This window comes from Pseudomonas sp. 1152_12 (assembly GCF_052850675.1).
In genome coordinates, this window is sequence record NZ_VXCW01000015.1 from 74,765 (window position 1) to 96,879 (window position 22,115).

23 protein-coding genes and 2 pseudogenes are annotated in these 22,115 nt (G+C 59.2%); 20 read left to right on the plus strand and 5 right to left on the minus strand.

The window, feature by feature from the left end; translation table 11 throughout:
• The first annotated feature begins 2 nt into the window (after nucleotides 1-2).
• The 11 genes and pseudogenes from adhP to FW764_RS24130 all read left to right on the plus strand — a co-directional run.
• Nucleotides 3-1,037 (plus strand): alcohol dehydrogenase AdhP, encoded by a 1,035-nt coding sequence (adhP, locus tag FW764_RS24080; protein ID WP_446436060.1) that lies wholly within the window; start codon nucleotides 3-5, stop codon nucleotides 1,035-1,037.
• A 76-nt stretch (nucleotides 1,038-1,113) separates the two neighbouring features.
• On the plus strand, nucleotides 1,114-2,535 hold the full coding sequence (locus tag FW764_RS24085) for an NAD(P)H-hydrate dehydratase (RefSeq protein WP_446436061.1): 1,422 nt from the start codon (nucleotides 1,114-1,116) through the stop codon (nucleotides 2,533-2,535).
• 13 nt (nucleotides 2,536-2,548) lie between these two features.
• Nucleotides 2,549-2,704 carry a hypothetical protein gene (locus FW764_RS24090; protein WP_446436062.1) on the plus strand — a complete coding sequence of 52 codons (156 nt, stop codon included), beginning with the start codon at nucleotides 2,549-2,551 and terminating at the stop codon, nucleotides 2,702-2,704.
• Nucleotides 2,694-3,275 carry an N-acetyltransferase family protein gene (locus FW764_RS24095; RefSeq protein WP_446436063.1) on the plus strand — a complete coding sequence of 194 codons (582 nt, stop codon included), beginning with the start codon at nucleotides 2,694-2,696 and terminating at the stop codon, nucleotides 3,273-3,275. Before FW764_RS24090 ends, FW764_RS24095 begins: the two co-directional genes overlap by 11 nt.
• A 28-nt stretch (nucleotides 3,276-3,303) precedes the next feature.
• On the plus strand, nucleotides 3,304-4,080 hold the full coding sequence (locus FW764_RS24100) for a cyclic nucleotide-binding domain-containing protein (RefSeq protein ID WP_446436064.1): 777 nt from the start codon (nucleotides 3,304-3,306) through the stop codon (nucleotides 4,078-4,080).
• Between the two features lie 272 nt (nucleotides 4,081-4,352).
• Nucleotides 4,353-5,735, plus strand: a complete 1,383-nt coding sequence (locus FW764_RS24105) for a glutamate decarboxylase (protein ID WP_446436065.1) — start codon at nucleotides 4,353-4,355, stop codon at nucleotides 5,733-5,735.
• Nucleotides 5,728-7,623 (plus strand): aspartate:alanine exchanger family transporter, encoded by a 1,896-nt coding sequence (locus FW764_RS24110; protein ID WP_446436066.1) that lies wholly within the window; start codon nucleotides 5,728-5,730, stop codon nucleotides 7,621-7,623. The genes FW764_RS24105 and FW764_RS24110 overlap by 8 nt, the downstream gene beginning before the upstream one ends.
• 190 nt (nucleotides 7,624-7,813) lie before the next feature.
• A complete protein-coding gene (locus FW764_RS24115) occupies nucleotides 7,814-8,326 on the plus strand; it encodes a hypothetical protein (protein ID WP_446436067.1) in 513 nt (170 codons plus the stop codon).
• Between the two features lie 125 nt (nucleotides 8,327-8,451).
• Nucleotides 8,452-8,535, plus strand: a pseudogene (locus FW764_RS24120) (hypothetical protein); the annotation flags it as partial.
• A 71-nt stretch (nucleotides 8,536-8,606) separates the two neighbouring features.
• Nucleotides 8,607-9,827, plus strand: a complete 1,221-nt coding sequence (locus tag FW764_RS24125; protein ID WP_446436068.1) for an acetate/propionate family kinase — start codon at nucleotides 8,607-8,609, stop codon at nucleotides 9,825-9,827.
• A 199-nt stretch (nucleotides 9,828-10,026) separates the two neighbouring features.
• Nucleotides 10,027-10,644, plus strand: a pseudogene (locus tag FW764_RS24130) (amino acid permease); the annotation flags it as partial.
• Nucleotides 10,645-10,722: 78 nt separating this feature from the next.
• Here FW764_RS24130 and FW764_RS24135 read toward each other — a convergent pair.
• From FW764_RS24135 to FW764_RS24155, 5 genes are all read right to left on the minus strand, one after another.
• A complete protein-coding gene (locus tag FW764_RS24135) occupies nucleotides 10,723-11,178 on the minus strand; it encodes a YeeE/YedE family protein (RefSeq protein ID WP_446436069.1) in 456 nt (151 codons plus the stop codon).
• 2 nt (nucleotides 11,179-11,180) lie between these two features.
• Complete coding sequence (locus FW764_RS24140; protein ID WP_446436070.1) at nucleotides 11,181-11,615, minus strand: YeeE/YedE family protein; 435 nt, start codon at nucleotides 11,613-11,615, stop codon at nucleotides 11,181-11,183.
• A 55-nt stretch (nucleotides 11,616-11,670) separates the two neighbouring features.
• Complete coding sequence (gene dctM, locus FW764_RS24145) at nucleotides 11,671-12,954, minus strand: C4-dicarboxylate TRAP transporter large permease protein DctM (RefSeq protein WP_446436071.1); 1,284 nt, start codon at nucleotides 12,952-12,954, stop codon at nucleotides 11,671-11,673.
• A complete protein-coding gene (locus tag FW764_RS24150; RefSeq protein ID WP_083359046.1) occupies nucleotides 12,951-13,583 on the minus strand; it encodes a TRAP transporter small permease in 633 nt (210 codons plus the stop codon). The genes dctM and FW764_RS24150 overlap by 4 nt, the downstream gene beginning before the upstream one ends.
• Before the next feature lie 65 nt (nucleotides 13,584-13,648).
• Nucleotides 13,649-14,644 (minus strand): TRAP transporter substrate-binding protein, encoded by a 996-nt coding sequence (locus FW764_RS24155; protein WP_446436072.1) that lies wholly within the window; start codon nucleotides 14,642-14,644, stop codon nucleotides 13,649-13,651.
• Nucleotides 14,645-15,320: 676 nt separating this feature from the next.
• On the opposite strand from FW764_RS24155, the gene atpD reads away from it, so the two are divergent.
• The 9 genes from atpD to FW764_RS24200 are packed head-to-tail and all read left to right on the plus strand — an operon-like array spanning nucleotide 15,321 to nucleotide 22,091.
• A complete protein-coding gene (gene atpD, locus FW764_RS24160; protein WP_446436073.1) occupies nucleotides 15,321-16,778 on the plus strand; it encodes a F0F1 ATP synthase subunit beta in 1,458 nt (485 codons plus the stop codon).
• Nucleotides 16,759-17,163: a F0F1 ATP synthase subunit epsilon gene (locus tag FW764_RS24165; protein ID WP_446436074.1), complete on the plus strand. Its 405-nt coding sequence runs from the start codon at nucleotides 16,759-16,761 to the stop codon at nucleotides 17,161-17,163. Before atpD ends, FW764_RS24165 begins: the two co-directional genes overlap by 20 nt.
• Complete coding sequence (locus FW764_RS24170) at nucleotides 17,160-17,516, plus strand: AtpZ/AtpI family protein (protein WP_446436075.1); 357 nt, start codon at nucleotides 17,160-17,162, stop codon at nucleotides 17,514-17,516. Before FW764_RS24165 ends, FW764_RS24170 begins: the two co-directional genes overlap by 4 nt.
• Nucleotides 17,509-17,829, plus strand: a complete 321-nt coding sequence (locus FW764_RS24175) for an N-ATPase subunit AtpR (RefSeq protein ID WP_446436076.1) — start codon at nucleotides 17,509-17,511, stop codon at nucleotides 17,827-17,829. The genes FW764_RS24170 and FW764_RS24175 overlap by 8 nt, the downstream gene beginning before the upstream one ends.
• Nucleotides 17,820-18,521 carry a F0F1 ATP synthase subunit A gene (locus tag FW764_RS24180; RefSeq protein ID WP_446436077.1) on the plus strand — a complete coding sequence of 234 codons (702 nt, stop codon included), beginning with the start codon at nucleotides 17,820-17,822 and terminating at the stop codon, nucleotides 18,519-18,521. Before FW764_RS24175 ends, FW764_RS24180 begins: the two co-directional genes overlap by 10 nt.
• A 41-nt stretch (nucleotides 18,522-18,562) precedes the next feature.
• Entirely contained in the window at nucleotides 18,563-18,853 is a 291-nt protein-coding gene (locus FW764_RS24185) for a F0F1 ATP synthase subunit C (RefSeq protein ID WP_083359038.1), read from the plus strand.
• Nucleotides 18,854-18,856: 3 nt separating this feature from the next.
• Nucleotides 18,857-19,630 carry a F0F1 ATP synthase subunit B family protein gene (locus FW764_RS24190; RefSeq protein WP_446436078.1) on the plus strand — a complete coding sequence of 258 codons (774 nt, stop codon included), beginning with the start codon at nucleotides 18,857-18,859 and terminating at the stop codon, nucleotides 19,628-19,630.
• On the plus strand, nucleotides 19,627-21,180 hold the full coding sequence (locus FW764_RS24195) for an alternate F1F0 ATPase, F1 subunit alpha (RefSeq protein ID WP_446436079.1): 1,554 nt from the start codon (nucleotides 19,627-19,629) through the stop codon (nucleotides 21,178-21,180). Before FW764_RS24190 ends, FW764_RS24195 begins: the two co-directional genes overlap by 4 nt.
• Complete coding sequence (locus tag FW764_RS24200) at nucleotides 21,180-22,091, plus strand: F0F1 ATP synthase subunit gamma (protein WP_446436080.1); 912 nt, start codon at nucleotides 21,180-21,182, stop codon at nucleotides 22,089-22,091. Before FW764_RS24195 ends, FW764_RS24200 begins: the two co-directional genes overlap by 1 nt.
• The last annotated feature ends 24 nt before the right edge of the window (nucleotides 22,092-22,115 follow it).

Sequence of the window (22,115 nt, forward strand, 5' to 3'; positions counted from 1 at the left end):
TCATGACTCAAACAATGCAAGCCGCTGTCGTTGAACAGTTCGGTCAACCGCTGGTGCTCAAACGTTGCGACATTCCGACGCCGGGTCCCGGCCAGATCCTGGTTCGCACCGAAGCCTGCGGGGTCTGTCATACCGACCTGCATGCGGCGCGGGGCGACTGGCCGCTTAAGCCCGGGCTGCCGTTTATCCCCGGGCATGAGGGTATCGGCATCGTGACGGCGCTGGGGCAAGGTGTCACCAGCGTCAAGGAAGGTGAGCGGGTCGGCGTGCCCTGGTTGTATTCGGCGTGCGGGCATTGTGAGTACTGCCTCAGCGCGTGGGAGACGGTCTGTGCCCAGGCGCAGTTCGGCGGGTACACCCAGAACGGCGGTTTTGCCGAGTACATCCTGGCCGACCCGAATTACGTGGCTCACATCCCTGAAGGGCTATCGGCTTGCGAAGCTGCGCCGATCATCTGCGCGGGCGTCACCACTTACAAGGGCATCAAGGAAACGGCGACTCGCCCAGGGCAGTGGCTGCTGGTCTCCGGGGTCGGCGGCCTTGGCCATTTGGCGGTGCAGTACGCCAAAGCCATGGGGTTGAGAGTCTGCGCCGTGGACATCGACGACAGCAAACTGGCACATGCCACACGCCTTGGGGCCGATGCGGTGGTCAACGCCAAACAGGGCGACCCCATCGAGGCTGTCATCAAGTCCACCGGTGGCGGTGCCCATGGCGTACTGATTACTGCGCCGTCCCTGAGTGCCTTCCGCCAAGGCGTGGGCATGACTCGCAAGCACGGCACGTGCGTACTGGTGGGGCTACCACCGGGTGAGTTCCCGCTGCCTTTGTTCGAGGTGGTTGCCAACTGCATCACCGTTCGTGGCTCGTTTGTCGGCAATCGTCAGGACATGGCTGAAGCACTGGACTTCGCGGCTCAAGGCAAGGTTAAAGCCGACATTGAATTGCAACCACTGTCAGCGATCAACCAGGTGTTCGAGCGCCTTGAGCACGGTGACGTTCCCTCGCGAGTGGTCATAGATTTCGCTGCTGTTTAAGAGAGTAAAACGCATGAACAGGTTGAGTTCAGGGTCTGAGGCAAGCAGCCAGAGCGCCTTGTTAACCGTGCGACAGATGGTTGAAGCCGACCGGTTATCGGTGGCGGCCGGCGTCTCGTCTTTCGAATTGATGGGCAATGCCGGTGCGGCTGTGGCGCACGCAATTGAAGCCCGATGGGCGCCCAGGCCGCTGTTGGTGTTGTGCGGGCCAGGCAATAACGGCGGGGACGGGTTCGTCACCGCGCACCTGTTGGCAGAGGCCGGCTGGCCGGTGAGGGTCGCCATGCTAGGTAGCCGTTTCAGCCTCCAGGATGAAGCAAGGCAACATGCACAGCGATGGAGCGGGGAGGTCGAAGCACTCAGCCCGCCGGTACTACAAGGTGCTGAATTGATCGTCGATGCACTCTTTGGCGCAGGCCTCAGCCGCCCGCTTGAGGGACAGGCACTCGATACACTGGCTGCAGCTGGCCGAAGTTGTGTACCGATTGTTGCGATTGATACGCCCAGCGGCGTCATGGGCGACACGGGCGCCGCGCTGGGGGCTGTAGCGGCGGTGCTGACCGTGACGTTTTTCCGCAAAAAGCCCGGCCACCTGTTATTGCCCGGTAGAGACCTGTGCGGTGAAGTCGTGGTTGCCGATATCGGCAACCCTAAATCGGTGCTGGGCTCCCTCACACCGCTAGCTTTTGAGAATGATCCGGCGTTGTGGCTCGCCGACCTGCCGCGAGCGCAGGCCGATACCCATAAACATAGCCGCGGGCATGCATTGATATTCGGTGGTTACCCGATGGCTGGGGCCGCCCGCATGGCCGCCAGAGGTGCAGCAAGGGCCGGTGCGGGCCTGACGACGATTGCCGTGCCTGACATAGCGTTGCCGGTGTACGCCGCGACACTCAACAGCATCATGGTGCACCCCTGGGTAACCCCGGAAGACTTTGGTCATCTACTGGACGGCAGCCGTTTTTCCGCGTGGTTGGTCGGTCCCGGTGCCGGTGTTAACAAAGACACGTTCGGCCACGTCTTGGCGATGCTTGCAACCGGGCGCCCCACGGTGATTGACGCTGATGCAATTACGGTCTTTCAGGATGACCCCGAAGCCCTGGACCGTGCGATACGCGGGCCTTGCGTGCTGACCCCACATGAAGGTGAATTCCGCCGGATATTCGACCCCGCCGGCGACAAGCTGACCCGCACGCGAGCCGCAGCCCTGCGTTGCGCGGCGGTCGTGGTACTCAAAGGCAGTGACACCGTGATCGCAGCGCCGGATGGCCGCGCAATCATTAATACCAACGCGCCATCTTCCTTGTCCACCGCAGGCTCCGGCGATGTCCTGGGTGGGATTATTTTGGGCTTGCTCGCCCAGGGCGTTCCGGCTTTTACGGCGGCGGCCGCAGGTGTTTGGTTGCACGGCGCGGCGGCGGTCGAGTTTGGACCTGGTTTGTTGGCAGAAGATTTGCCGGATTTGCTCCCGGCGGTCTTCCGCCGGCTGTACAGCTGAGTGGAGGCGCGCCATGTACGCGATGGTATTGAATAAAATCGCCAGCCCGTTCCAGTGCACACAGATGCTTGATCGTGAGCCCGACGTCGGCACGCTCGAAGACGCTGCTGTCTTGGTGCTCGACGCCACTTTTTCACTTCTTGAAACGGGAGCCCGTCATGATCAATGACTATGCGGTAGAACACATCCTCGCGGGGCTCGGCCACGAACCTCCCGACGAGCATTGGATAGAGGCCTTGAACAACGATACCCATGTGTTGATTCGGCCGTTGCATGCACAAGATCGTCAACGTGAATTCACATTTATTCAACAGCTGGGTGCCGAGTCGTTTCGCACACGTTTTTTTGGCGCCATGGGGCAACCGGATGTGTCGCTGCTGGACCAACTGATGGATGTGGACCACCTCAACCGTATGGCATACATCGCCATGGTTCATGAGAACGGTCAACTGACGGAAGTCGGAATAAGTCGCTATGACGCGACTGCCGGTAACCCACAGTGTGATTGCACGGTGGTCATCGCGGACCGCTGGCAGCGTCAGGGCATGGCAACGCTGTTAATGGGGCACCTGATCCTTGCGGCCAAACGCAATGGGTTCAAAACAATGATGTCGGTCCATCAGGTCAACAACTTTGGTATGCATCGCCTGGCCCGAAGCCTCGGATTTCATAGCCGGTACCCGGCCACTGGCGATGATGACATCATTTATGAACTCGACCTGTCGTCCACCTTCGGGTAACGCCTCAGTCGACGATGCTGGAGTGTGCATGATGCTAATCAATACCGAACGAACAAGACCTGTTACGTCTTTGCCCTTGCGCGCCTACGATCCGGTGAAGCCCGTTGATCACTCTGCTATTTATGAGGCGTTTTTGTCGCTGGAGCGCTCTGAGGCGGAGTGTGAGCGTTTCGATGAATTAATCACCCACACGGTGCGCATTAACAAAGGTGCCGAGCTTTATCATGCGGGGGGGCACGCACAATATTTATACTTTGTAAGGCACGGTAGTTTTAAAACCGTTCTGGTCAGCGATCAAGGGTTTAGCCTGGTCACGGGTTTTACCATGTCAGCAGAACCGTTGGGCTTGGAAGCCATTACCGGGGAGTTGCACTTATGTTCAGCGGTGGCACTGGAGGACAGTGAGGCGTATATGATTTCTTATCGGCGCCTCGAAAGTCTCGCCCGCGAACTGCCCGCGTTGCGCTTGAACCTCAGCAGAATGCTCAGTCGCGAAATCACCTACGGTCAAAGCAGACTGTTCACGCTGGGGCACTACAACTCAGAAGAACGCCTGGCAGTCTTCATGTTAGGGCTGTCCAAACGCTTTGCAGAACGGGGCTACTCAAAGCACCGTTTTCTGTTGCGCATGTCACGTGAGGACATTGCCTTGTCGATTGGCGTAAGGTCCGAAACGATTTGCCGGGCGATTGCGCGCCTGCGCGAGCTGAGCTTAATGACCGTTGAAGGGCGTAGCGTCGAGATCATCGACATTGTTCGGTTAAAAGCCTTTTGCCAACGCAGCCATACAAGCCGGTCAGCGTGATCCACCTCTGTGTTTGCCCCCTCACCCTATGATTGCGATGACATCAAGCACTTTGGGGCGTGTGACCTTGGCTGCCAATCAAACTCCAGACATAAACCCCTGGAAGGCGGGTACAAAACCCAGCAGTCAGCATTCCTCTTATACGACTTTATGCAATTGGATGAATACCCACAGACAGCAGAGATAGAAAACTGCTGTGTGCACATCCTCGCCGGCCTTCCGAGGTCACGTACCTGGCCCCCAACGGCTCCCTGTACTTCAAAGGAAATATCATGCCAATTCATAGCGTTAATCCAGAGAAACAGTCCAGCCTGCAGGACATTTACGCAACTGACGCCTCGCAACACAGTCTCCCTAAGTACCGGCTTCCCAAGGGCCGCACAGAGCCTCGCGCGGCTTATGCGCTTGTCCGTGATGAACTCATGCTGGACGGAAATTCGCGGCAGAACCTCGCGACCTTTTGTACGACCTGGGTTGAGGACGAGGTCAAGCAACTAATGACCGAAGCCGTTGACAAGAACATGATCGACAAGGACGAATATCCACAGACTGCCGAGATCGAGAACCGCTGCGTCCATATTATTGCCGACCTTTGGCATGCCGATAAATCGCGCGAAACCATAGGCTGTTCGACGACAGGCTCCAGTGAGGCGGCGATGCTAGGTGGGCTGGCATTCAAGTGGCAGTGGCGTAAAAGGCGCGAAGCTGAGGGCAAAGACACCTTCAAGCCCAACATCGTTACCGGTCCTGTGCAGATATGCTGGCAGAAGTTCGCGCGATATTTTGATGTCGAGATTCGGGAGGTGCCGCTTGAAGGGGACGCACTTGGGCTCAAACCCCAAGACTTACGCAAGTATTGCGACGAAAATACCATCGGTGTCGTGGCCACGCTGGGCGTTACGTTCACCGGCGTCTATGAACCGGTCGAGGCATTGGCTAAGGAGCTAGATGCCATCCAGCGCGACCTGGGCTTCGACATTCCGATCCATGTAGACGCAGCTTCCGGTGGATTCATCGCGCCGTTTATCCAGAAAGACCTTGTTTGGGATTTCAAGATCAAACGCGTTCGGTCGATTAACGCCTCAGGTCACAAATACGGGCTTGCGCCGCTGGGATGTGGTTGGGTGATCTGGTCGTCCAAGGAAGACCTGCCCGAGGAACTCATTTTCTACGTCGACTACCTTGGCGGTAACATGCCGACCTTCGCGCTGAATTTTTCGCGCCCCGGCGGCGAGATCATCGCGCAATATTACAACTTCCTGCGGCTTGGATGGGACGGATACACGGCTGTTCAGAAGGCCTGTTCGGATACGGCCCAATGGCTGGGCGTCGAACTCTCCAAGATCAAGCAGCTCGAAATGGTCTATGACGGTCATGGGGGTATTCCGGCCGTTGCCTACAAGCTCAAGGACGAAAATTGCGGTTTTACGCTATACGACCTCTCAGAACGGGTGCGGATGCGAGGCTGGCTGATCGCCTCTTATCCTCTACCGTTGAATCGGCAAACGACGGTGGTTCAGCGCATTCTTATTCGTCACGGCGTCAGTCGAGACCTGGCGCAGCTTCTACTGGACGATCTAAAACGCGCGATTGACCACCTTTTGGAGAACCCGGTCCCCAACTCCACTGCGAAGCCAGGATTCCATCATGCTTAAAATCGCGAATCGCGATCGGACGATCTTGATACGCATGGTCTGGGGGGCACTCTTGGCAATGTTATTCGCCGCTCCTGCGGCGGCCCAAGTCAGTGAGGGACCCTTAGCAAGCGGAGTGATCGGGCAGGTTTTCGAAACGATCAGGCCCGTGACAGAGGCTGGGTTACACGGCTTTTTCCAGCTTCTGGGTAACCAGCCCATCGCATTCGTCCTGCTCGCGCTCGCGATTGGCACCTTGATCGGCAAGTTTAGCTTCAAGACAATATCGCTGGGTTCCACAGCAGGCACACTTCTGGTCGGCGTCGTGCTGTCTATGACTGCCCAGGCTGCGTATGGCATCACGTATGCCATCCCTGGCATCCTGTCGTCGTTCATGCTGCTCTTGTTCATGTATGCCTTGGGCTTAAAGGTGGGACCGCAATTCTTTGCAGGTCTACGAAAAGGAGGACCGGCCTTCGTCGGGATCGGTGTAATCGTCTGGAGCCTGAACTGGGTCATATGCTATTTCGGCGCCAAACTGGTCGGCCTGGCGCCGGGCTATGCCACAGGGCTGATATCAGGAAGCTACACCATCACAGCGGTCTTGGGCGTCGGTCAGGGCGCTCTTGCCAGCGGGGCTTATGTCCCGCCTGCTGGCACGAGCGTCGAACAAGTCGGCGCCAATATGGCGGCGGCTTATGCGATCAGCTATGTCCTTTCGACCGTGTTTACCATCTTGCTCATCCGCTACCTTCCACGCATCTTCGGCTACGATGCCAAAGCCGAGGCAAAACTGGCCGAGGCGCAGTTCAGCGGGGGCGCGACGGATCCCGTCCCCGGCGGACCCGGTGCGTTGGTCATGGGCTTTTCGCCCTATGATCTGCGCGCTTTTGCCGTTACCCACAAGGACTTCGTCGGCCAAAAACTGTCGCGACTGGCCATCGATTTTCCGCAAGTACCCATCATCCAGGTCGTGCGCGACGGTGAGGTGCTGGATCTGAGCGGCGATCTTACGCTGACGAAGGATGACATCATCACGGTGCGCGGTGATGTCCATGACCTGATTCATACAGATGGGGGGCTGATTGGTCCGGAATCTGACATGTCTTTGGCGCGCAGGATCCCATTGGTGGTTGCCGACATCCATGTTGGTAAACACAACCACGCCGGTAAAAGCCTTGCCGAACTTGGTCAGGTTATGCCTGGCGGCGTCACCGTCCAGGCCCTATTTCGTGCCGGCAACGAACTACCACTTGGACCCAAAATCGAGGTGCAGTTCAGCGACGTTTTACGCCTGACCGGGCCAGATGCGGCTATTAAGGTGATGGCCAAACAGTTGGGTGGCCAAGCCATCTTGGCGACGATGAAGTCTGAGGTCCTGTATCTTGCGCTTGCCATGCTGGCAGGTTACCTGGTGGGGATCGTCACAGTCACAATCTCGGGAATCCCTTTCTCTCTGGGAACATCGGCTGGGGTCATCATGGCTGGGGTGGGTGTCAGCTATTTCCGTAGCCGTAACCCTAATTTCGGCGGTCCCGTAAACGAAGGGGCGCGAAGTTTCCTGCAGGACTTCGGCCTGAATGCCTTTGTGGCCGTCCTTTCCGCAAACGTAGGGCCCAAGGTCATTTCCGCCCTGAGTGGGGATACGCTCCTGTGGCTTGCACTGATAGGTGTCGCTGGAGCTCTTATACCGCCGCTCGTCGCCTTCTATGTCGGAATTAAGGTATTCGGCCTCAATGCAATCATTTCGGACGGCGCCTCGACAGGTGCGCGGAACAGCACGCCAAGCCTGAACGCAATCATGGAGGAATCCCAAAGTTCGGTCGCGGCTATTCCTTATCCCGTGAGCTATGCACTGACAACCGTCCTCGCCTTGATTGGCGGCTATTTCTCAATGATCTTGACATGATCGGATCCAACTGGGCTGACTGTCGACGCCAATAGGTCTGTTCGTTACCGCACAGACGTGGTGGCGCGAGGCGCGTACATGTGGAAGTCCTTACCTTGGGACAACCTTGATCGAAACAGGCACCTTGTTGCGTAGGCAGCGGTTTTATAGGCAGCTACGATGTGCGACTCGCTTAAAAAGGGAACGCTCTATGAGAACAGCCATCACGCTCACGCTTGCCCTGCTGTGGCCCGTCAACGCCTGGTCGCAACTCTCCAACAGCCCTATACCCGATTTCACAGCGACTGCGCTCACAGGGGAAAAAGTCAGCGCTGGCCAGTTGATTGGCCAATTGACGATCTTGATCGTCACGCCGAGCACGGACGCCGCAAAGAGCACACGTCTGTGGGCCGAAGCGCTACGCAAGAACATTGATCCGACTAGGGTGCGTATCCGAGACGTGCTCGCTATCGACCTGCCGTTCTTCATGAGTGAGGAAGACGCAATTGGCCGGGCCAAGGAAAAGATCCCGGCACGCTACCACGACCAGACTTGGATCTTGAGCGAATCGAGCCTTGAGGTCGCTTTGAACATCCCGCGCGACAGTGCCAAGGCATTCGTGTTCGTGCTCGACGCAAAGGGTGCTGTCATCGCGCGCGTCGAGGGCGATCCGGACGACGCGAAAATCAGCGAGGTGAAAAAAGCGCTGCACTCGACCTCGTAGTGCGGGCCCACATATGACCTTGATGACATCGAGGACTCCCATGGATATGACGGAACGTCTGACCACACTGCGCGACGGTCTGTTCGACTGGCTCACCACCGGCATTGTCAACGGCCACTGGTTGGGGGGATCGCAATTTCGAGCTCGCTGACGCACGCCGCAATATCGTGCTCTGGGAAATCCTGATCGGAGGCGAGGAGTTGCACAACATTGGTTGGTCGAACGTGCCGTCGTCAGGCGTTGGCGGCTTGGATAACAAGGTTCACTCACGAGGTGCTTCATGACTGACGAATCGCACCATGTGCTACTGGTCCTGAACGCGGGGTCGTCGGGTATCAAGTTCTCTTTGTACCAGACGGACGTTGATACCTGGGGCGCACCTGAATGCCTGGGCAGCGGGAGTTTCAACGTGCGTCACGACACTGAGCACCTGATCTTCAATCGCACGGGTGCACACCCCCAAAATGAAGAACAGTGGCCACGCAACGATGCCTCGCCGCCAGGCGGCACCTTGTTCAACCTGATGGACTGGATTGACCGTCATTACGCCTGGCAAATCTGTGCAGCGGCCCATCGTGTGGTTCATGGCGGCGATCGTATTGAGGCCGCGCAACGGGTCGACGACACGGTTATCGCCGACCTGCAAGCGCTTATCCCGATGGCGCCCTTGCATCAGGCCCAGTGCCTGGCTCCGATCCTCTACCTGGCGCGCGAGCATCCGGGCCTGGCGCAGTTCGTGTGTTTCGATACTGCGTTCCACCACACCCTCGACCCACTGGAAGTAAGCTACGGACTGCCTCGGGCATTGACCGCGCAAGGCCTGCGCCGCTATGGCTTTCATGGCTTGTCCTACGAATACATCGCCAGTGTTCTGCCCCGATACGACAAGCGGGCGGCCAAGGGCAAAACCATTGTCGCCCACCTGGGCAGCGGTGCCAGCCTGTGCGCGATGCGCAACAGTGTCAGTCGCGCAACCAGCATGGGCTTCTCCACACTGGACGGGGTGCTTATGGGCACCCGGCCGGGGCATCTCGATCCGGGCATCCTTCTGTACTTGATGCGTGAACGCGGCATGAGCGTGACGGCCCTGGAACACCTGCTGTATCACGAATGCGGGTTGCTGGGCGTGTCGGGGGGGATCTCCAGCGACATGCGCGAACTGCAGGCCAGCGAAGCGCCTGAAGCCAAAGAGGCAGTGGCGTTGTTCGTACGCAGCGTTGTAGGTGAGATTGGCGCGTATGCGGCAGTATTGGGTGGGCTGGATGCCTTGGTGTTTACGGGAGGCGTCGGCGAACACGCCACCGAAGTGCGCACCGCCATTCTTGACGGTTGCCAATGGCTGGGGGTGCAGCGCAACGACGATGAGGCAAATGCGTTATCAGGCTGCCTGTCGAGGCCCGACAGTGCCGTGTCAGCCTGGGTAATACCCACTGACGAAAACTTGAACATGGCACGGCATGTCTTGCGACAGTTGCATAACCCCTGCTCAAACCATGGGTAGTGCCTTGTTAACAACCGTGTGGAAGCGCCGCCACTCGATCCGTCGCTGCCAGGCATTACGTCACTGATGCCTGGTGAACATACATGGCGTGGAAGTCGTGAGACGACGGTCTCAGGTTCTGTCGATGACTGAGGATTGACACCATCAAAGCAAGCACAGCAACGGAAGCCGTTCCCGATTCGGGCGCCGCAATGGCTTCGACAAATTCGCCGGGTTTCAGGTCGCTTGGGGCTACTGGCTGTCATCGGCGTTTGGCAACGTAGGCTTCGCCATACTGCTGATGGACACACTCAATTATTTTTTTCCGCCTTACTTCAACGGCGGGAATACCGGGTGGGCGATTGTGCTCGGCTGGCGTGTTTTCTGGGCGCTGAACTGGCTGGTCTTGCGCGGGGTCAAGCGTGCGTCGGAGCTTAATGTGATCGGCACGGTAGCCAAGTTTGTGCCGATCACGGTGTTCATCGCAGTGGTTGCCCTCTCGGTGAAAGCCGGATTTTTGACCACCGACTTCTGGGGCAATGTCGGCGGCAACGTAGCGGGCGACCAGCCGTTGGGCAACCTGCTGGGGCAGGTCAAGAGCACCATGCTTGTGACCTTGTGGGTCTTCATTGGCATTGAGGGTGCAGTGGTCATGTCCGATAAATCGGATGCCAGGACCGTGAGCCGGGCGACATTGATGAGCTTTTTCGTGACCTTGCTATTTGTGGCCCTTGGCGTATTAGCGCTGTGGATGCTGTTCAACGGCCACCTGGCGCAGGTCTATTCTCGCGTTACCGGTTTAACTGTTGTGACGACTCATACGGCGCTGAGGCCTTGATCCAAGCACAGTCACGGTCGATAGACAGCGATTCGTAACGCCAACGTCTGTTCGCTGACGCACGCTGGCGCAGCTGATTCAGGTGGTTTTATCCACGCAGGCGCTGATCGACGTTCCACGACGTTTGCGTCGCTCCAGCCATTCAAAGAGTCCCATGCCGGCTAGCATGGCGATGACAAACACAACACCTTGAGGAAGGCCCGAGCCTAGCAGCACCAAAGCCGGCCCCGGACAGATACCTGCCACGCCCCAACCGACGCCGAACAGAAGGCTACCCATGACCAGGCGCCGATCAATATTTCGAGCGGTGGGCAGGTTCATCGGTAGCCCCAGCAGCGATTGGGTTCGCGTTCTTGCGAATTTGAAACCGACTGCCGCCACCGCAATGGCGCCGCCCATCACGAAGGCCAGTGAGGGATCCCAGCGTCCGCTCACGTCGAGGAAAGCGATGACTTTGGCCGGGTTTGTCATTCCGGAAACCAGCAAGCCGATACCGAACACCAAACCGGCAACCCACGCATAAAAAAGCGGCATGCTCAAAGGCCTCCCAGGAGATGGCCAACGACATAAACAGTGATGATCCCCGCACTCATGAACACCAGTGTGGCGACCGCAGAGCGCAGGGATAAACGCGACAGGCCACACACTCCATGGCCGCTCGTACACCCAGCCCCATAGCGTGTGCCAATACCGACCAGCAGGCCGGCAAGGATCACGAGTGGATAACCGGCATTGATCTGCACCGCAGGCAATGGCGCGACAAGTTGGTAAGCCACGGGTGCCATCAACAGCCCCAGCACAAATGCCGCTCGCCAGGCGACGTCCCCGGTCACCGGGCGTAGCAGGCCGCCGACGATGCCGCTGATGCCGGCGATGCGTCCGTTGAACAGTATCAGCAGCACGGCGCCCGAGCCGATCAACAGGCCACCGCCCCATGCACTCAGCGGCGTGAAGTGGTTCATATCGATCATAGCGATTTCCTTTTAGGTGGCTGCGCGGCGGATGACTGATTGGGGAGGGCGGGCATTAATTCATGCCCAGCCAGTTGGGCAGCGCCAAGGTAATCCAGGGTACATAGGTAATCAGCACCAGGAACAGCAGCAAGAGCACCAGCCAGGGCATGGCTGCCTTGATAGTGGCAGGCACTGACATGCCCGTCACTGCGGACGTCACGAACAGGTTCAGACCGACCGGAGGCGTGATCAAGCCGATCTCCAGGTTGACCACCATAATGATCCCAAGGTGAATCGGGTCAATACCCAGTTTCATGGCAATCGGAAAAAGGATCGGCGCCAGGATCAGGATAATGGCCGAGGGTTCCATAAAGGCGCCAGCCACCAACAAGACGATGTTCACCACCAGCAGAAAGGTCACCGGTGTCAGCCCCGCTTCGATCACCCAAGCCGTGATTTGTTGGGGTAACTGCTCGGTGGTTAATACGTGAGCAAAGAGCATGGCGTTGGCAATGATGAACATCAGCATGATGCTCAGTTTGGCAGCGTCGAGCAGCACTTTAGGTGTCTCGCGAAACGTCAAATCCTTGTAGACGAACAAGGCGATGAACGCCGAATACACCGCGGCCACGGCAGCGGCTTCCGTTGGTGTGAACATCCCGGTGTAAATGCCACCCAGGATGATCAGCATCAATAGCAATCCCCAGATGGCTTTACGCGCAGCACTCAGAAACTCACGCAGGGTAGCGCGTGGCAGCGCCGGCAAGTTTTTCTTAACGGCGACGATGTAGATCGCCACCATCAGCGTTATCCCCAGCAATAGGCCAGGTATGACGCCGGCCATGAACAGCTTGCCAACGGATGTCTCGGTGGCGGCGGCATAAACCACCATAACGATCGAGGGCGGTATCAGGATACCCAGCGTGCCCGCGTTACAGACGATTCCCGCGCCGAATGCCTGCGGGTAACCAGAGCGCACCATGCCGGCAATTGCGATCGAACCTACCGCTGCAACCGTTGCGGGGCTGGAGCCGGAGAGGGCTGCAAACAGCATGCAGGCCAATACGGCGGCGATGGCCAACCCTCCACGAATATGGCCGACGCAGGCGTTGGCAAAGTCGATCAGCCGGCGTGCGACGCCGCCGGTGGTCATGAAGGCGCCCGCAAGCAAGAAAAACGGAATCGCCAGCAGGGTGTAGTGCTCCGACGTTTCAAACAACTTTATTGCCAGGGAACGGACGGAGTCCGGGCTGAAAAATACCAGGGTCAGCGAGCCCGCCAGGCCCAAGGAAATGGCAATGGGCACACCAATGAACATCAATGCGAAGAGTGCCGCGAACAGGAAGGCAATGGTCATGGTTTATTGTCCTCGTGTTCGGTCAGTTTCATCACGTCAGCGGCTTCGTCGGCCAGGCCGAGGCCGGTTTGGCGGTGCAGCAGGATGCGCACGAAAATTTCAGCGAAACGGATGAATACCAATGCAAAACCCACCGGGACAATCAGCCCTATGTGCCATTGCATGATCCCGAAATGGCCAAGGTCCTCGGCGCCTATTCCAGCTGACATCAAGGTATGAATCCACTCGAAGCTGGCCACACTGAACAGGCCGGCATAGAGCAGGCAGCAAAGGCAGGCCAAGATTCCAATGAGCCGTTGGACGGGTTTACTCGCCAGCTTTACTAGCGCGTCAACGCCAATATGCCCGGCGGTGCGCACGCCATAGGACAGGCCGAAGAAAATCAGCCAGCCGAACAGCGCCTTGGTGAGTGAGGTGCTCCAGGTCATGGCTTGAGCCATGCTCATGACGCCATCGCCCATGGCGAACAATAGGTTGCTGGCGCCTTCCCAATTGTCGGCAAGCCGGTAGAAGAGCGTATAGAGATTGTTGAGGATGACGTAGACGAACGTTACCAATGTCATCGCGGCCAAAAGGAAGACAATGAAGCCCTCCTCGAAGTGTTCCCAGATGCGCCGAAAGGCCTGCATGGATGGCATCTCCCGTATCGTGATGACTGGCAGGTGCTACCACGTCGGCAACACCTGCCTTCCGGTCATTGAGCCTTGTTGGCGGCTTCGGCTGCGGTGATCAGCTCAGGGCCGATATCGGCTTCGAATTTTTTCCAGACGGGTTTCATCGCGACTCGCCATTGCTCGCGTTGCTCAGGGGTCAGAGTAATGATTTCGGTGGTTTTGGCGGCGATGATGCTTTGCTTGGCGTCCTGATTGAGCTGCTCCGCATCTTTGTTAACCTGCGCGGTCACCTGCACAATAATCTTGTCCAGTTCACTGCGAATGTCCGGCGGCAGGCCATTCCAGAACTTGGTGTTGGTGATCAACATGTAGTCCAGCACGCCATGGTTGGATTCGGTGATGTATTTCTGTACCTCATGCATTTTCTGGCTGTAGATGTTCGAGTAAGGGTTTTCTGCACCGTTGACCACACCGGTTTGCAAGCCTTGATACACCTCGGCAAAGCTCATTTTGCGCGGGTTGGCGCGCAAGGCCTTGAACTGCTCCTCAAGCACGGCAGAGGCCTGCACCCGAAACTTCAGGCCTCGGGCATCCCCAGGAACACGCAGCGGTTTGTTGGCCGACAACTGTTTCATCCCATTGTGCCAGTAGGCCAGGCCGGTAATGTTTTTACTCTCCATGGACTTGAGCAGGCTCTGGCCCTGCGGGCTCATCTGGAAGCGGTCAACCGCTGCGATGTCATCAAACAGAAAGGGCAGGTCGTACAGCTGGAGGGTCTTTGTGTACTGTTCGAACTTGGCCAGTGACGGCGCAATTAACTGCACATCCCCCAGCAACAGGGCTTCCATCTCTTTGCCATCACCAAACAACGATGAGTTGGAATACACCTCGACCTGGACCTTGCCGGGTAAGCGTTCCTCTACCAGTTTCTTGAACAGCAGTGCGCCTTGGCCCTTGGGCGTATGGTCGGCGACGACGTGTGAGAACTTGATGATGATTGGATCAGCTGCCATGACTGCACTCATGCTCCCTAGAGCAAACGTGCAGGCGAGTGCCTTGCAGATGGATTTGAACATGTTGGGGGCTTCCTCTTATTTTAGTTGTTGCGCGGCCTGTTCTCTGACGCGCATTTAGTTATACGGCCAAGCATCCAGTCTAGGCAAAAAACATCACTGAGTGCAGGCGCGTCAGCGGGGCAATGGAAAGCGCCACTGAGTAGTTTCCGCACCTTCTGCCCCTGCGCGACCTCTGCAGTCTTAGAACGGGCCAGATTCTGGGGGCGCACCGGCCGCCTGGTATCCGCCCCGTCATACCGCCGGGGCTTGTCTGTAGGTAGTTTCCGAGGCTACTCAAGCACCTGTCAGGCCGCTAACTTGGGGGTATGCCGTATTGGCGTAGCGCACACGCTTAGGCGTTGCCTGGCCGCTGAACTCGCGTGCCTCGCACCGTGTTAAGGCAGCCGAAAAAAAGGTTACTGAATATGTCGGAGACGCCAGCCCCCCACCAGAGCCGTTTACTCGCCGTACTCCCTGGCGAGGTTGGCCATCGTCTGTTTCCTGAGCTCGATTGGGTGTCAGTGCCCGTTGGCAGGGTTTTATATGACCTCGGGGGCGTGCGGCAGACCGATCGGCTGCTGCCCAGCGCTCGCCCGATGCGCCTGAACAGGCTCGGCTATCACGCTGTTCCAGCCATGCGCATTAACCAAGGCATGGAACACAGGCTCGCCACGATAACCCCGCAGGAGGACTGGAGATGATGCTGCGCCAGGTGACGCCGCAGAACGCGGCTATGAATGTCGGTGTGGTGGCTACCGTGCGCGGCAGTGTTGTGGACATTCGTTTCGATGCTGTGCTGCCGCCCATCCACACCCTGTTGCGCGCTGGTGATGCAGGTCAGGTGGTCATCGAAGTGTTGGCCCAGCGTGACGAGCACCACGTGCGTGGCATCGCGCTGACACCCACCCAGGGACTGGCGCGAGGAATGCCTGTACGCGACACCGGTGGCCCGTTGAAAGCGCCGGTTGGCAATCAGATTCTGTCGCGCATGTTCGACGTCTTTGGTAATACCATCGATCGCCAGCCTGCGCTGGATGGCGTGCAATGGCGCTCCGTGCACCATGCGCCACCGCCGCTGGTACGCCGCTCCACCCATTCTGAAGTGTTCGAGACCGGTATCAAAGCCATTGATGTGCTCACGCCTCTGGAGCGCGGTGGCAAGGCAGGCCTGTTCGGTGGCGCGGGTGTCGGCAAGACGGTGCTGCTGACCGAGATGATCCATAACATGATCGGCCACCAGAAAGGCGTGAGCATTTTTTGCGGCATCGGTGAGCGTTCACGCGAAGGCGAGGAGCTATACCGTGAGATGCAGGCCGCTGGCGTGCTGCCGAATATGGTGATGATTTTTGCCCAGATGAATGAGCCGCCTGGGGCGCGTTTCCGGGTCGGGCATGCGGCATTGACGATGGCAGAGTACTTTCGCGACGACCAACACCGCGATGTGCTGTTGCTCGTCGACAATATTTTTCGTTTTATCCAGGCCGGTTCCGAGGTTTCCGGCTTGATGGGGCAGATGCCGTCGCGCTTGGGTTACCAGCCGACGATGGGCACCGAGCTTGCGGCGTTGGAAGAACGTATCGCTAACACCGACAGCGGTGCTATCACCTCGATTCAGGCGGTTTACGTGCCGGCTGATGACTTCACCGACCCCGCGGCAGTGCATACGTTCTCGCACCTTTCGGCATCAATTGTCTTGTCGCGCAAACGTGCGAGTGAAGGCCTGTTTCCGGCCATCGATCCCCTGCAGTCCAGCTCGAAGGTGCTCACGCCGGGCATCGTCGGCGAGCGCCACTACCGTCTTGCGCAGGCTATCCGCCGCACGCTCGCCCAGTATGCCGAACTCAAAGACATCATCGCCATGCTCGGCTTGGAGCAATTGTCAGCGGATGACCGCAAGGTCGTGGCCCGCGCACGTCGCCTGGAGCGCTTCTTGACCCAGCCTTTTTTTACCACCGAGCAATTCACCAATATGCGCGGCAAGCTCGTCAGTCTGCATGACGCGTTGGACGGCTGCGAGCGCATCCTGGCGGACGAATTCAAGGACTTCCCGGAAAGCGCGCTCTACATGATTGGCGCAGTCGACGAAGCCAAGGCCAAGGCGAACACCTCGCCTGAGACCACTGAGGAGCCGAGCCATGCCGTTGATGACACTTAAGGTATTGCTGCCGTTTGAAGTGTTTGCCGTTGAAACCAACGTGTCACACATCGTCGTCGAGACCGCGCAAGGCTCGTTCGGCCTGCTGCCTAGGCGTTTGGACTGTGTGGCGGCGCTTGTGCCGGGCATCCTCAGTTTCCAGAGCGAAGCCCAAGGCGAAGTGTTCCTGGCGTTGGACGCGGGGGTGCTGGTCAAGACCGGACAAACCGTGGTGATCTCGGCGCGACGGGCGCTGCGCGGTGACGATCTGTCCCGGCTGCACGACGCAATCGAGCAGCAGTTTCTGACGCTGGATACGCAAGAACTTGCGATGCGCGCCACCATGGCCCGGCTGGAGAGTGGCTTCATGCGCCGCTTCGCGTCGTTACACGATAGCGCGTTATGAAGCAAGACCCGAAACGCCCGTCGTCCGATCCTGCACATGGCGGCCCGACACTGGCCGAACAGGTCGGCGCCAAGGCCGCCCGCAAACTCAAAGCGCGCCGCCGCGGTACTCCTGGCGTGTGGTTCGGCCTGGGCATGATGGGGCTGATCGGCTGGTCGGTGGTGGTCCCCACATTATTGGGCGCGGCCCTTGGGCTGTGGCTCGATCATCACCCGTCAGGCGGTCGGTCGTGGACGCTGGCGTTGTTGGTGGCGGGGTTGACCCTCGGCTGCTTCAACGCGTGGCGTTGGGTGGCCAGGGAAGACCAAGCCATGCACGATGAACTCGATGAGAAGGAGCAGGGTGATGATTGACTATGGCGGTTGGGCATTGGCGGGGGCGTTGTTGGCCGGTGGCGTTCTGGGCGCGATATTCTTCGGCGGGCTTTGGTGGACCGTACGCCGTGGCGCCTCGTCGCCAACGCCGGCACGCTGGTTCCTTGGCAGCCTCCTACTGCGCACCGCCATCGTCTTGCTGGGCTTTTATGCCGTGGGTGCCGCTCAACCGGCGCGGCTGGCGTTGTGCATGCTGGGTTTTCTGCTGGCCCGGGCCCTGGTCATGCGCGTCACACGCTTGACCGCAGCGACCAAGGCACCGCCTTTTCGGGGAGCGCCGCCATGCGCCTGACGCCTGATGCATGGATTTTTTGGCAGGATGGCTTCTTCAAGCTCAATGCCACGATCGTATTCACTTGGGCATTGATGGCGCTGCTGCTAGTGGGGGCCGTGCTGATCACGCGCCGCCTCGCCACTGGCCACGAACGCTCGCGCTGGCAAAACCTGCTCGAGATTGTGGTGACGGCCATGGTCGGCCAGATCAAGGATGTCGGCCTCAAGCATCCACGCCGTTACCTGGGGTTTCTCGGCACGCTGTTCCTGTTTGTCGCCGCTGCGGCACTGAGCACTGTGATCCCTGGCTTCGAACCGCCCACCGCCTCACTGTCGACCACCGTCGCACTGGCTTTGTGCGTGTGGGTTGCGGTGCCGGTGTTTGGCATCTACGGCCAGGGCTTGGCGGGCTACCTCAAGTCGTACATGCAACCGACGCCGATCATGCTGCCCTTTAACCTCATCAGCGAAGCTTCACGCACGCTGGCGCTGGCCGTGCGCCTATTCGGCAACATGATGAGCGGCGCGATGATCATCGCCATCTTGCTGTCGATCACACCCTTTTTCTTCCCGATCGTGATGACCGTGCTGGGTTTGCTCACCGGCATGGTGCAAGCCTACATTTTTACCATCCTGGCGGCGGTGTACATCGCCGCCGCCACCCGCAGCGGCACAGCAGCCAAGAAGCCGTCCTCGGCGGCGGTGGCCTGAGCCCTTTTGACCTCTTCCATCAACCCACATAAAGGCCCCTTATGGACTCTCTCACCTGGATCGCCATCGCCTCGATTGTCATGGCGGGCTTGACCACCGGCTTCGGTACGATGGCCCCCGCGCTCGCCGAAGGAAGGGCTGTCGCTACAGCGCTAAGCTCCCTGGCGCAACAGCCCGACGCGTCAGCTACCATCACGCGCACGCTGTTTGTCGGCTTGGCGATGATCGAGTCAACGGCAATTTACTGCTTTGTCGTGTCGATGATCCTGATCTTCGCCAATCCATTCTGGAATACCGCTATCGCGTCGGTTGCCCAAGCGGCAGGTCAATAGACCGTGCTCATCGACTGGTTCACCGTCGCCGCCCAAGTGCTGAACTTCCTTATCCTGGTGTGGTTGATGAAGCGTTTTCTGTACCAGCCGGTGCTGAACGCCATTGCTGCACGTGAGGCAAAGATTGCGGCCGAGCTCAACGATGCGGCCCAGACCAAAGCCATGGCCCATCAGCAACAAGACGAGTTCGAGAGCAAGAATAAGGCCTTTGACGAACAACGGGCGGCCTTGTTGAACAAGGCCATAGCTGAAGCCAACGATGAGCGCGTGCGCCTGCTGGCCGACGCTCGTAAGAGCGCCGAGGCGGCAGCAGCGCTGAGCGCGAAAAACCGGTTGGCGCAAAGCCAGGATTTGCACGCCTCGTTAGTTCGTCAGACGCAACAACAGGTGTACGACATTTCACGCCGGGTGCTCAGCGACTTGGCGTCAGTTGGCCTGGAGCAGCGCGTGTGTGAAGTCTTCATCCAGCGCCTGCAGGCTTTTGACGGGCCCGCACGCGACGAGTTGGCCGACGCGCTGAAGGCCCCCCGCGAGAACGAGCCGGCGCGATTGCGCAGCGCGTTCGAGCTGCCGGCCGCACAGCGTGGCCTCATCCAGTCGGCATTGGATGAGTGGAGCGGGCAGGCGATTGCGCTCACGTTCGAGACCGCGCCTGAACTGGTCAGTGGTATTGAAGTCAGCGTGCAAGGGCTGACGCTGGCCTGGAGCATTGCTGATTACCTGAGTGCGTTGTCTTCGGATGTGTGCGAGCCACCGCGCGCAACGGAGCGCTCATGAGCCCGATCGTGTCGACCGACGTTACGCACCAAGACGCCTTGGTCGAGGCGTTCACCGGTATCAGCCAGCGACTCCAGGCTTTCAAGCCGCAGCTGGCACTGCAGGAAATGGGCACGGTGGTCAGCGTGTCCACGGGTATAGCCCGTATCCAGGGGTTGCCGCACCTGGGGTTCGAGGAACTGCTGATATTTGCCGGTGGTTTGTCCGGTATAGCGTTCAATCTGGACGAGGCGGGCGTCGATGTGGTGCTGCTGGGTGACTCGGCTCACCTGCGCGCCGGCCAAGCCGTACGGCGGACCGGACGAGTGATGGACGTGGCGGTGGGTGAGGCATTGCTGGGGCGGGTCATTGATCCACTGGGCCGTGCCCTGGATGGGGGGACGCCGCCTGCGACCCGATCGCGCCTGCCCATCGAACGGCCGGCAGCACCGATCATGGACCGTGCGCCCGTGACCGAGCCGCTGCAAAGCGGCCTGAAAGTCATTGATGCGCTGATCCCCATTGGCCGGGGCCAGCGCGAACTGATTCTGGGCGACCGCCAGACCGGCAAGACGGCGATCGCCATCGATACGATTTTTAACCAGCGCGACAAGAATGTGTTGTGTGTGTATTGCGCCATTGGCCAGCGCGCGTCGGCAGTGGCCAAGGCAGTGGCCAACCTGCGAGAGAGAGGGGCGATGGCCTACACCGTCGTGGTGGTGGCCGAAGGCAACGAAGCGCCGGGACTGTCCTATATTGCCCCGTACGCTGCCACCAGCATCGCCGAGCATTTTATGGAAGCCGGCCGCGACGTACTGATTGTCTACGACGACCTGACTCACCACGCGCGTGCCTACCGCGAACTGTCGCTGCTGTTGCGTCGACCACCGGGGCGCGAGGCCTTCCCGGGCGATATTTTCTACATCCATTCGCGCATGCTCGAGCGCGCCACTCATTTGAACCATGCACGCGGCGGTGGTTCGTTGACAGCACTGCCCATCATCGAGACCGAAGCCCAGAACATTTCGGCCTACATCCCGACTAATCTGATCTCGATTACTGACGGACAGATCGTGCTGTCACCGTCATTGTTCGAACTCGGTGTGCTGCCGGCGGTTGATGTCGGCCAGTCCGTGTCACGTGTCGGCGGCAAGGCGCAACGCGCGGCGTATCGAGCCGTCGCGGGCGACCTCAAGCTGGCCTACGCGCAGTTCGAGGAGCTGGAGACCTTTGCGCGCTTCGGTGCTCGACTGGATGAGGACACCCGCCAATCCATCGTTCACGGTCAGCGCATCCGCGCCTGCCTGGGCCAGTCGGAGTTTTCACCGGTGACGGTGCCTGCTCAAATCGCGATTTTGCTGGCCTTGAATGCGGCACTCTTCGACCCGGTGCCGCTTGAGCGCATGACGGCTGCGCAGCAGGCCGTGGAGGCGGCGGCTGACGGTCTTGCGGATGTCGTCGGCAAGCGCCTGGCGGATGCTGGAGCGCTCACCGATGCTGACCGTCAGCAGGTCACCGAAGCGGCGCGTCAGGCGCTGATGGTGTTTCTGTCGACGCCCCAGGAGGCCTGATGGCTACCACCATCACTGCATTGCGCCGCCAGATCCGCAGCGCCAGCGACCTCAAGTCTGTGGTGCGGGTCATGAAAGCCTCGGCGGCGTCGGCCATTGGGCAGTACGAGCGATCAGTGGCGGCACTCGCCGATTATGCGCGCACCGTCGAACTGGGGCTCGGCGTTTGTCTGCGCGCGGTCGACCCCGGAATACGTGCTTGGTCCCCCGCAGCTCGGGCTGAGGATCGCACCGTGCATGCCGTGGTCTTCGGTTCCGATCAGGGGCTGGTCGGACGCTTCAACGACGAGGTGGTTGACTACGCAATCGCCCAACTCGAGTCCTTGCCGGTGAAGGTATGGGCGGTCGGTGAGCGCGTGCATGAACGACTGCTCGATGCCGGCATCGCGCCCGAGGGCGTGTTCGCCGTGCCTGGGTCGGTACAGCACATCACGCAACTGGTGGGGCAGGTCCTGCAAACCGTCCCGATCGCGGACAGCGCAGTTGCACGAGCACCACGAAGCGCTACGCTGATGCTGTTCTACAACCGGCCCAGCGGTAACGGCTATAGTGCCGTGAGCCAGCGACTGTTGCCTCTGGATGAGCACTGGCAACACGCACTGGCTCAGCAACCCTGGCCCACACCGCAATTGCCCGACGTCCTGAGCGCGAATACACAGACACTTCGCGCGTTCGTCCGTGAGCACCTGTTTGTCTCGCTGTTTCGCGCCAGTGCCGAGTCGCTGGCCAGTGAAAACGCCAGCCGTCTTGCCGCGATGCAGCGCGCAGACCGCAACATTGGCGAACGCTTGCAAGACCTCGATGCCACCTATCACCGGTTACGCCAAGCTGGTATCGACGAGGAGCTCTTTGACGTTATTTCAGGTTTTGACGCCCTGTCGCCCAACGCGGATGCCGGCCCCCAAGGCTGAACTGACTGTGTGCTGTCGAACAGA

Excerpts from the sequence above, each read along its gene's own strand:
- FW764_RS24185 (WP_083359038.1), top strand. The coding sequence starts at position 18,563 with ATGGACTCTCTCACCTGGATCGCCATCGCCTCGATTGTCATGGCGGGC.
- FW764_RS24140 (WP_446436070.1), bottom strand. The coding sequence starts at position 11,615 with ATGATCGATATGAACCACTTCACGCCGCTGAGTGCATGGGGCGGTGGC.
- FW764_RS24100 (WP_446436064.1), top strand. The coding sequence starts at position 3,304 with ATGATGCTAATCAATACCGAACGAACAAGACCTGTTACGTCTTTGCCC.
- FW764_RS24165 (WP_446436074.1), top strand. The coding sequence starts at position 16,759 with ATGCCGTTGATGACACTTAAGGTATTGCTGCCGTTTGAAGTGTTTGCC.
- FW764_RS24180 (WP_446436077.1), top strand. The coding sequence starts at position 17,820 with ATGCGCCTGACGCCTGATGCATGGATTTTTTGGCAGGATGGCTTCTTC.
- FW764_RS24085 (WP_446436061.1), top strand. The coding sequence starts at position 1,114 with ATGGTTGAAGCCGACCGGTTATCGGTGGCGGCCGGCGTCTCGTCTTTC.
- FW764_RS24115 (WP_446436067.1), top strand. The coding sequence starts at position 7,814 with ATGAGAACAGCCATCACGCTCACGCTTGCCCTGCTGTGGCCCGTCAAC.
- adhP (WP_446436060.1), top strand. The coding sequence starts at position 3 with ATGACTCAAACAATGCAAGCCGCTGTCGTTGAACAGTTCGGTCAACCG.
- atpD (WP_446436073.1), top strand. The coding sequence starts at position 15,321 with ATGATGCTGCGCCAGGTGACGCCGCAGAACGCGGCTATGAATGTCGGT.
- FW764_RS24095 (WP_446436063.1), top strand. The coding sequence starts at position 2,694 with ATGATCAATGACTATGCGGTAGAACACATCCTCGCGGGGCTCGGCCAC.
- FW764_RS24150 (WP_083359046.1), bottom strand. The coding sequence starts at position 13,583 with ATGCAGGCCTTTCGGCGCATCTGGGAACACTTCGAGGAGGGCTTCATT.
- FW764_RS24125 (WP_446436068.1), top strand. The coding sequence starts at position 8,607 with ATGACTGACGAATCGCACCATGTGCTACTGGTCCTGAACGCGGGGTCG.
- FW764_RS24195 (WP_446436079.1), top strand. The coding sequence starts at position 19,627 with ATGAGCCCGATCGTGTCGACCGACGTTACGCACCAAGACGCCTTGGTC.
- FW764_RS24175 (WP_446436076.1), top strand. The coding sequence starts at position 17,509 with ATGATTGACTATGGCGGTTGGGCATTGGCGGGGGCGTTGTTGGCCGGT.
- FW764_RS24135 (WP_446436069.1), bottom strand. The coding sequence starts at position 11,178 with ATGCCGCTTTTTTATGCGTGGGTTGCCGGTTTGGTGTTCGGTATCGGC.
- FW764_RS24200 (WP_446436080.1), top strand. The coding sequence starts at position 21,180 with ATGGCTACCACCATCACTGCATTGCGCCGCCAGATCCGCAGCGCCAGC.
- FW764_RS24110 (WP_446436066.1), top strand. The coding sequence starts at position 5,728 with ATGCTTAAAATCGCGAATCGCGATCGGACGATCTTGATACGCATGGTC.
- FW764_RS24090 (WP_446436062.1), top strand. The coding sequence starts at position 2,549 with ATGTACGCGATGGTATTGAATAAAATCGCCAGCCCGTTCCAGTGCACA.
- FW764_RS24105 (WP_446436065.1), top strand. The coding sequence starts at position 4,353 with ATGCCAATTCATAGCGTTAATCCAGAGAAACAGTCCAGCCTGCAGGAC.
- dctM (WP_446436071.1), bottom strand. The coding sequence starts at position 12,954 with ATGACCATTGCCTTCCTGTTCGCGGCACTCTTCGCATTGATGTTCATT.
- FW764_RS24170 (WP_446436075.1), top strand. The coding sequence starts at position 17,160 with ATGAAGCAAGACCCGAAACGCCCGTCGTCCGATCCTGCACATGGCGGC.
- FW764_RS24155 (WP_446436072.1), bottom strand. The coding sequence starts at position 14,644 with ATGTTCAAATCCATCTGCAAGGCACTCGCCTGCACGTTTGCTCTAGGG.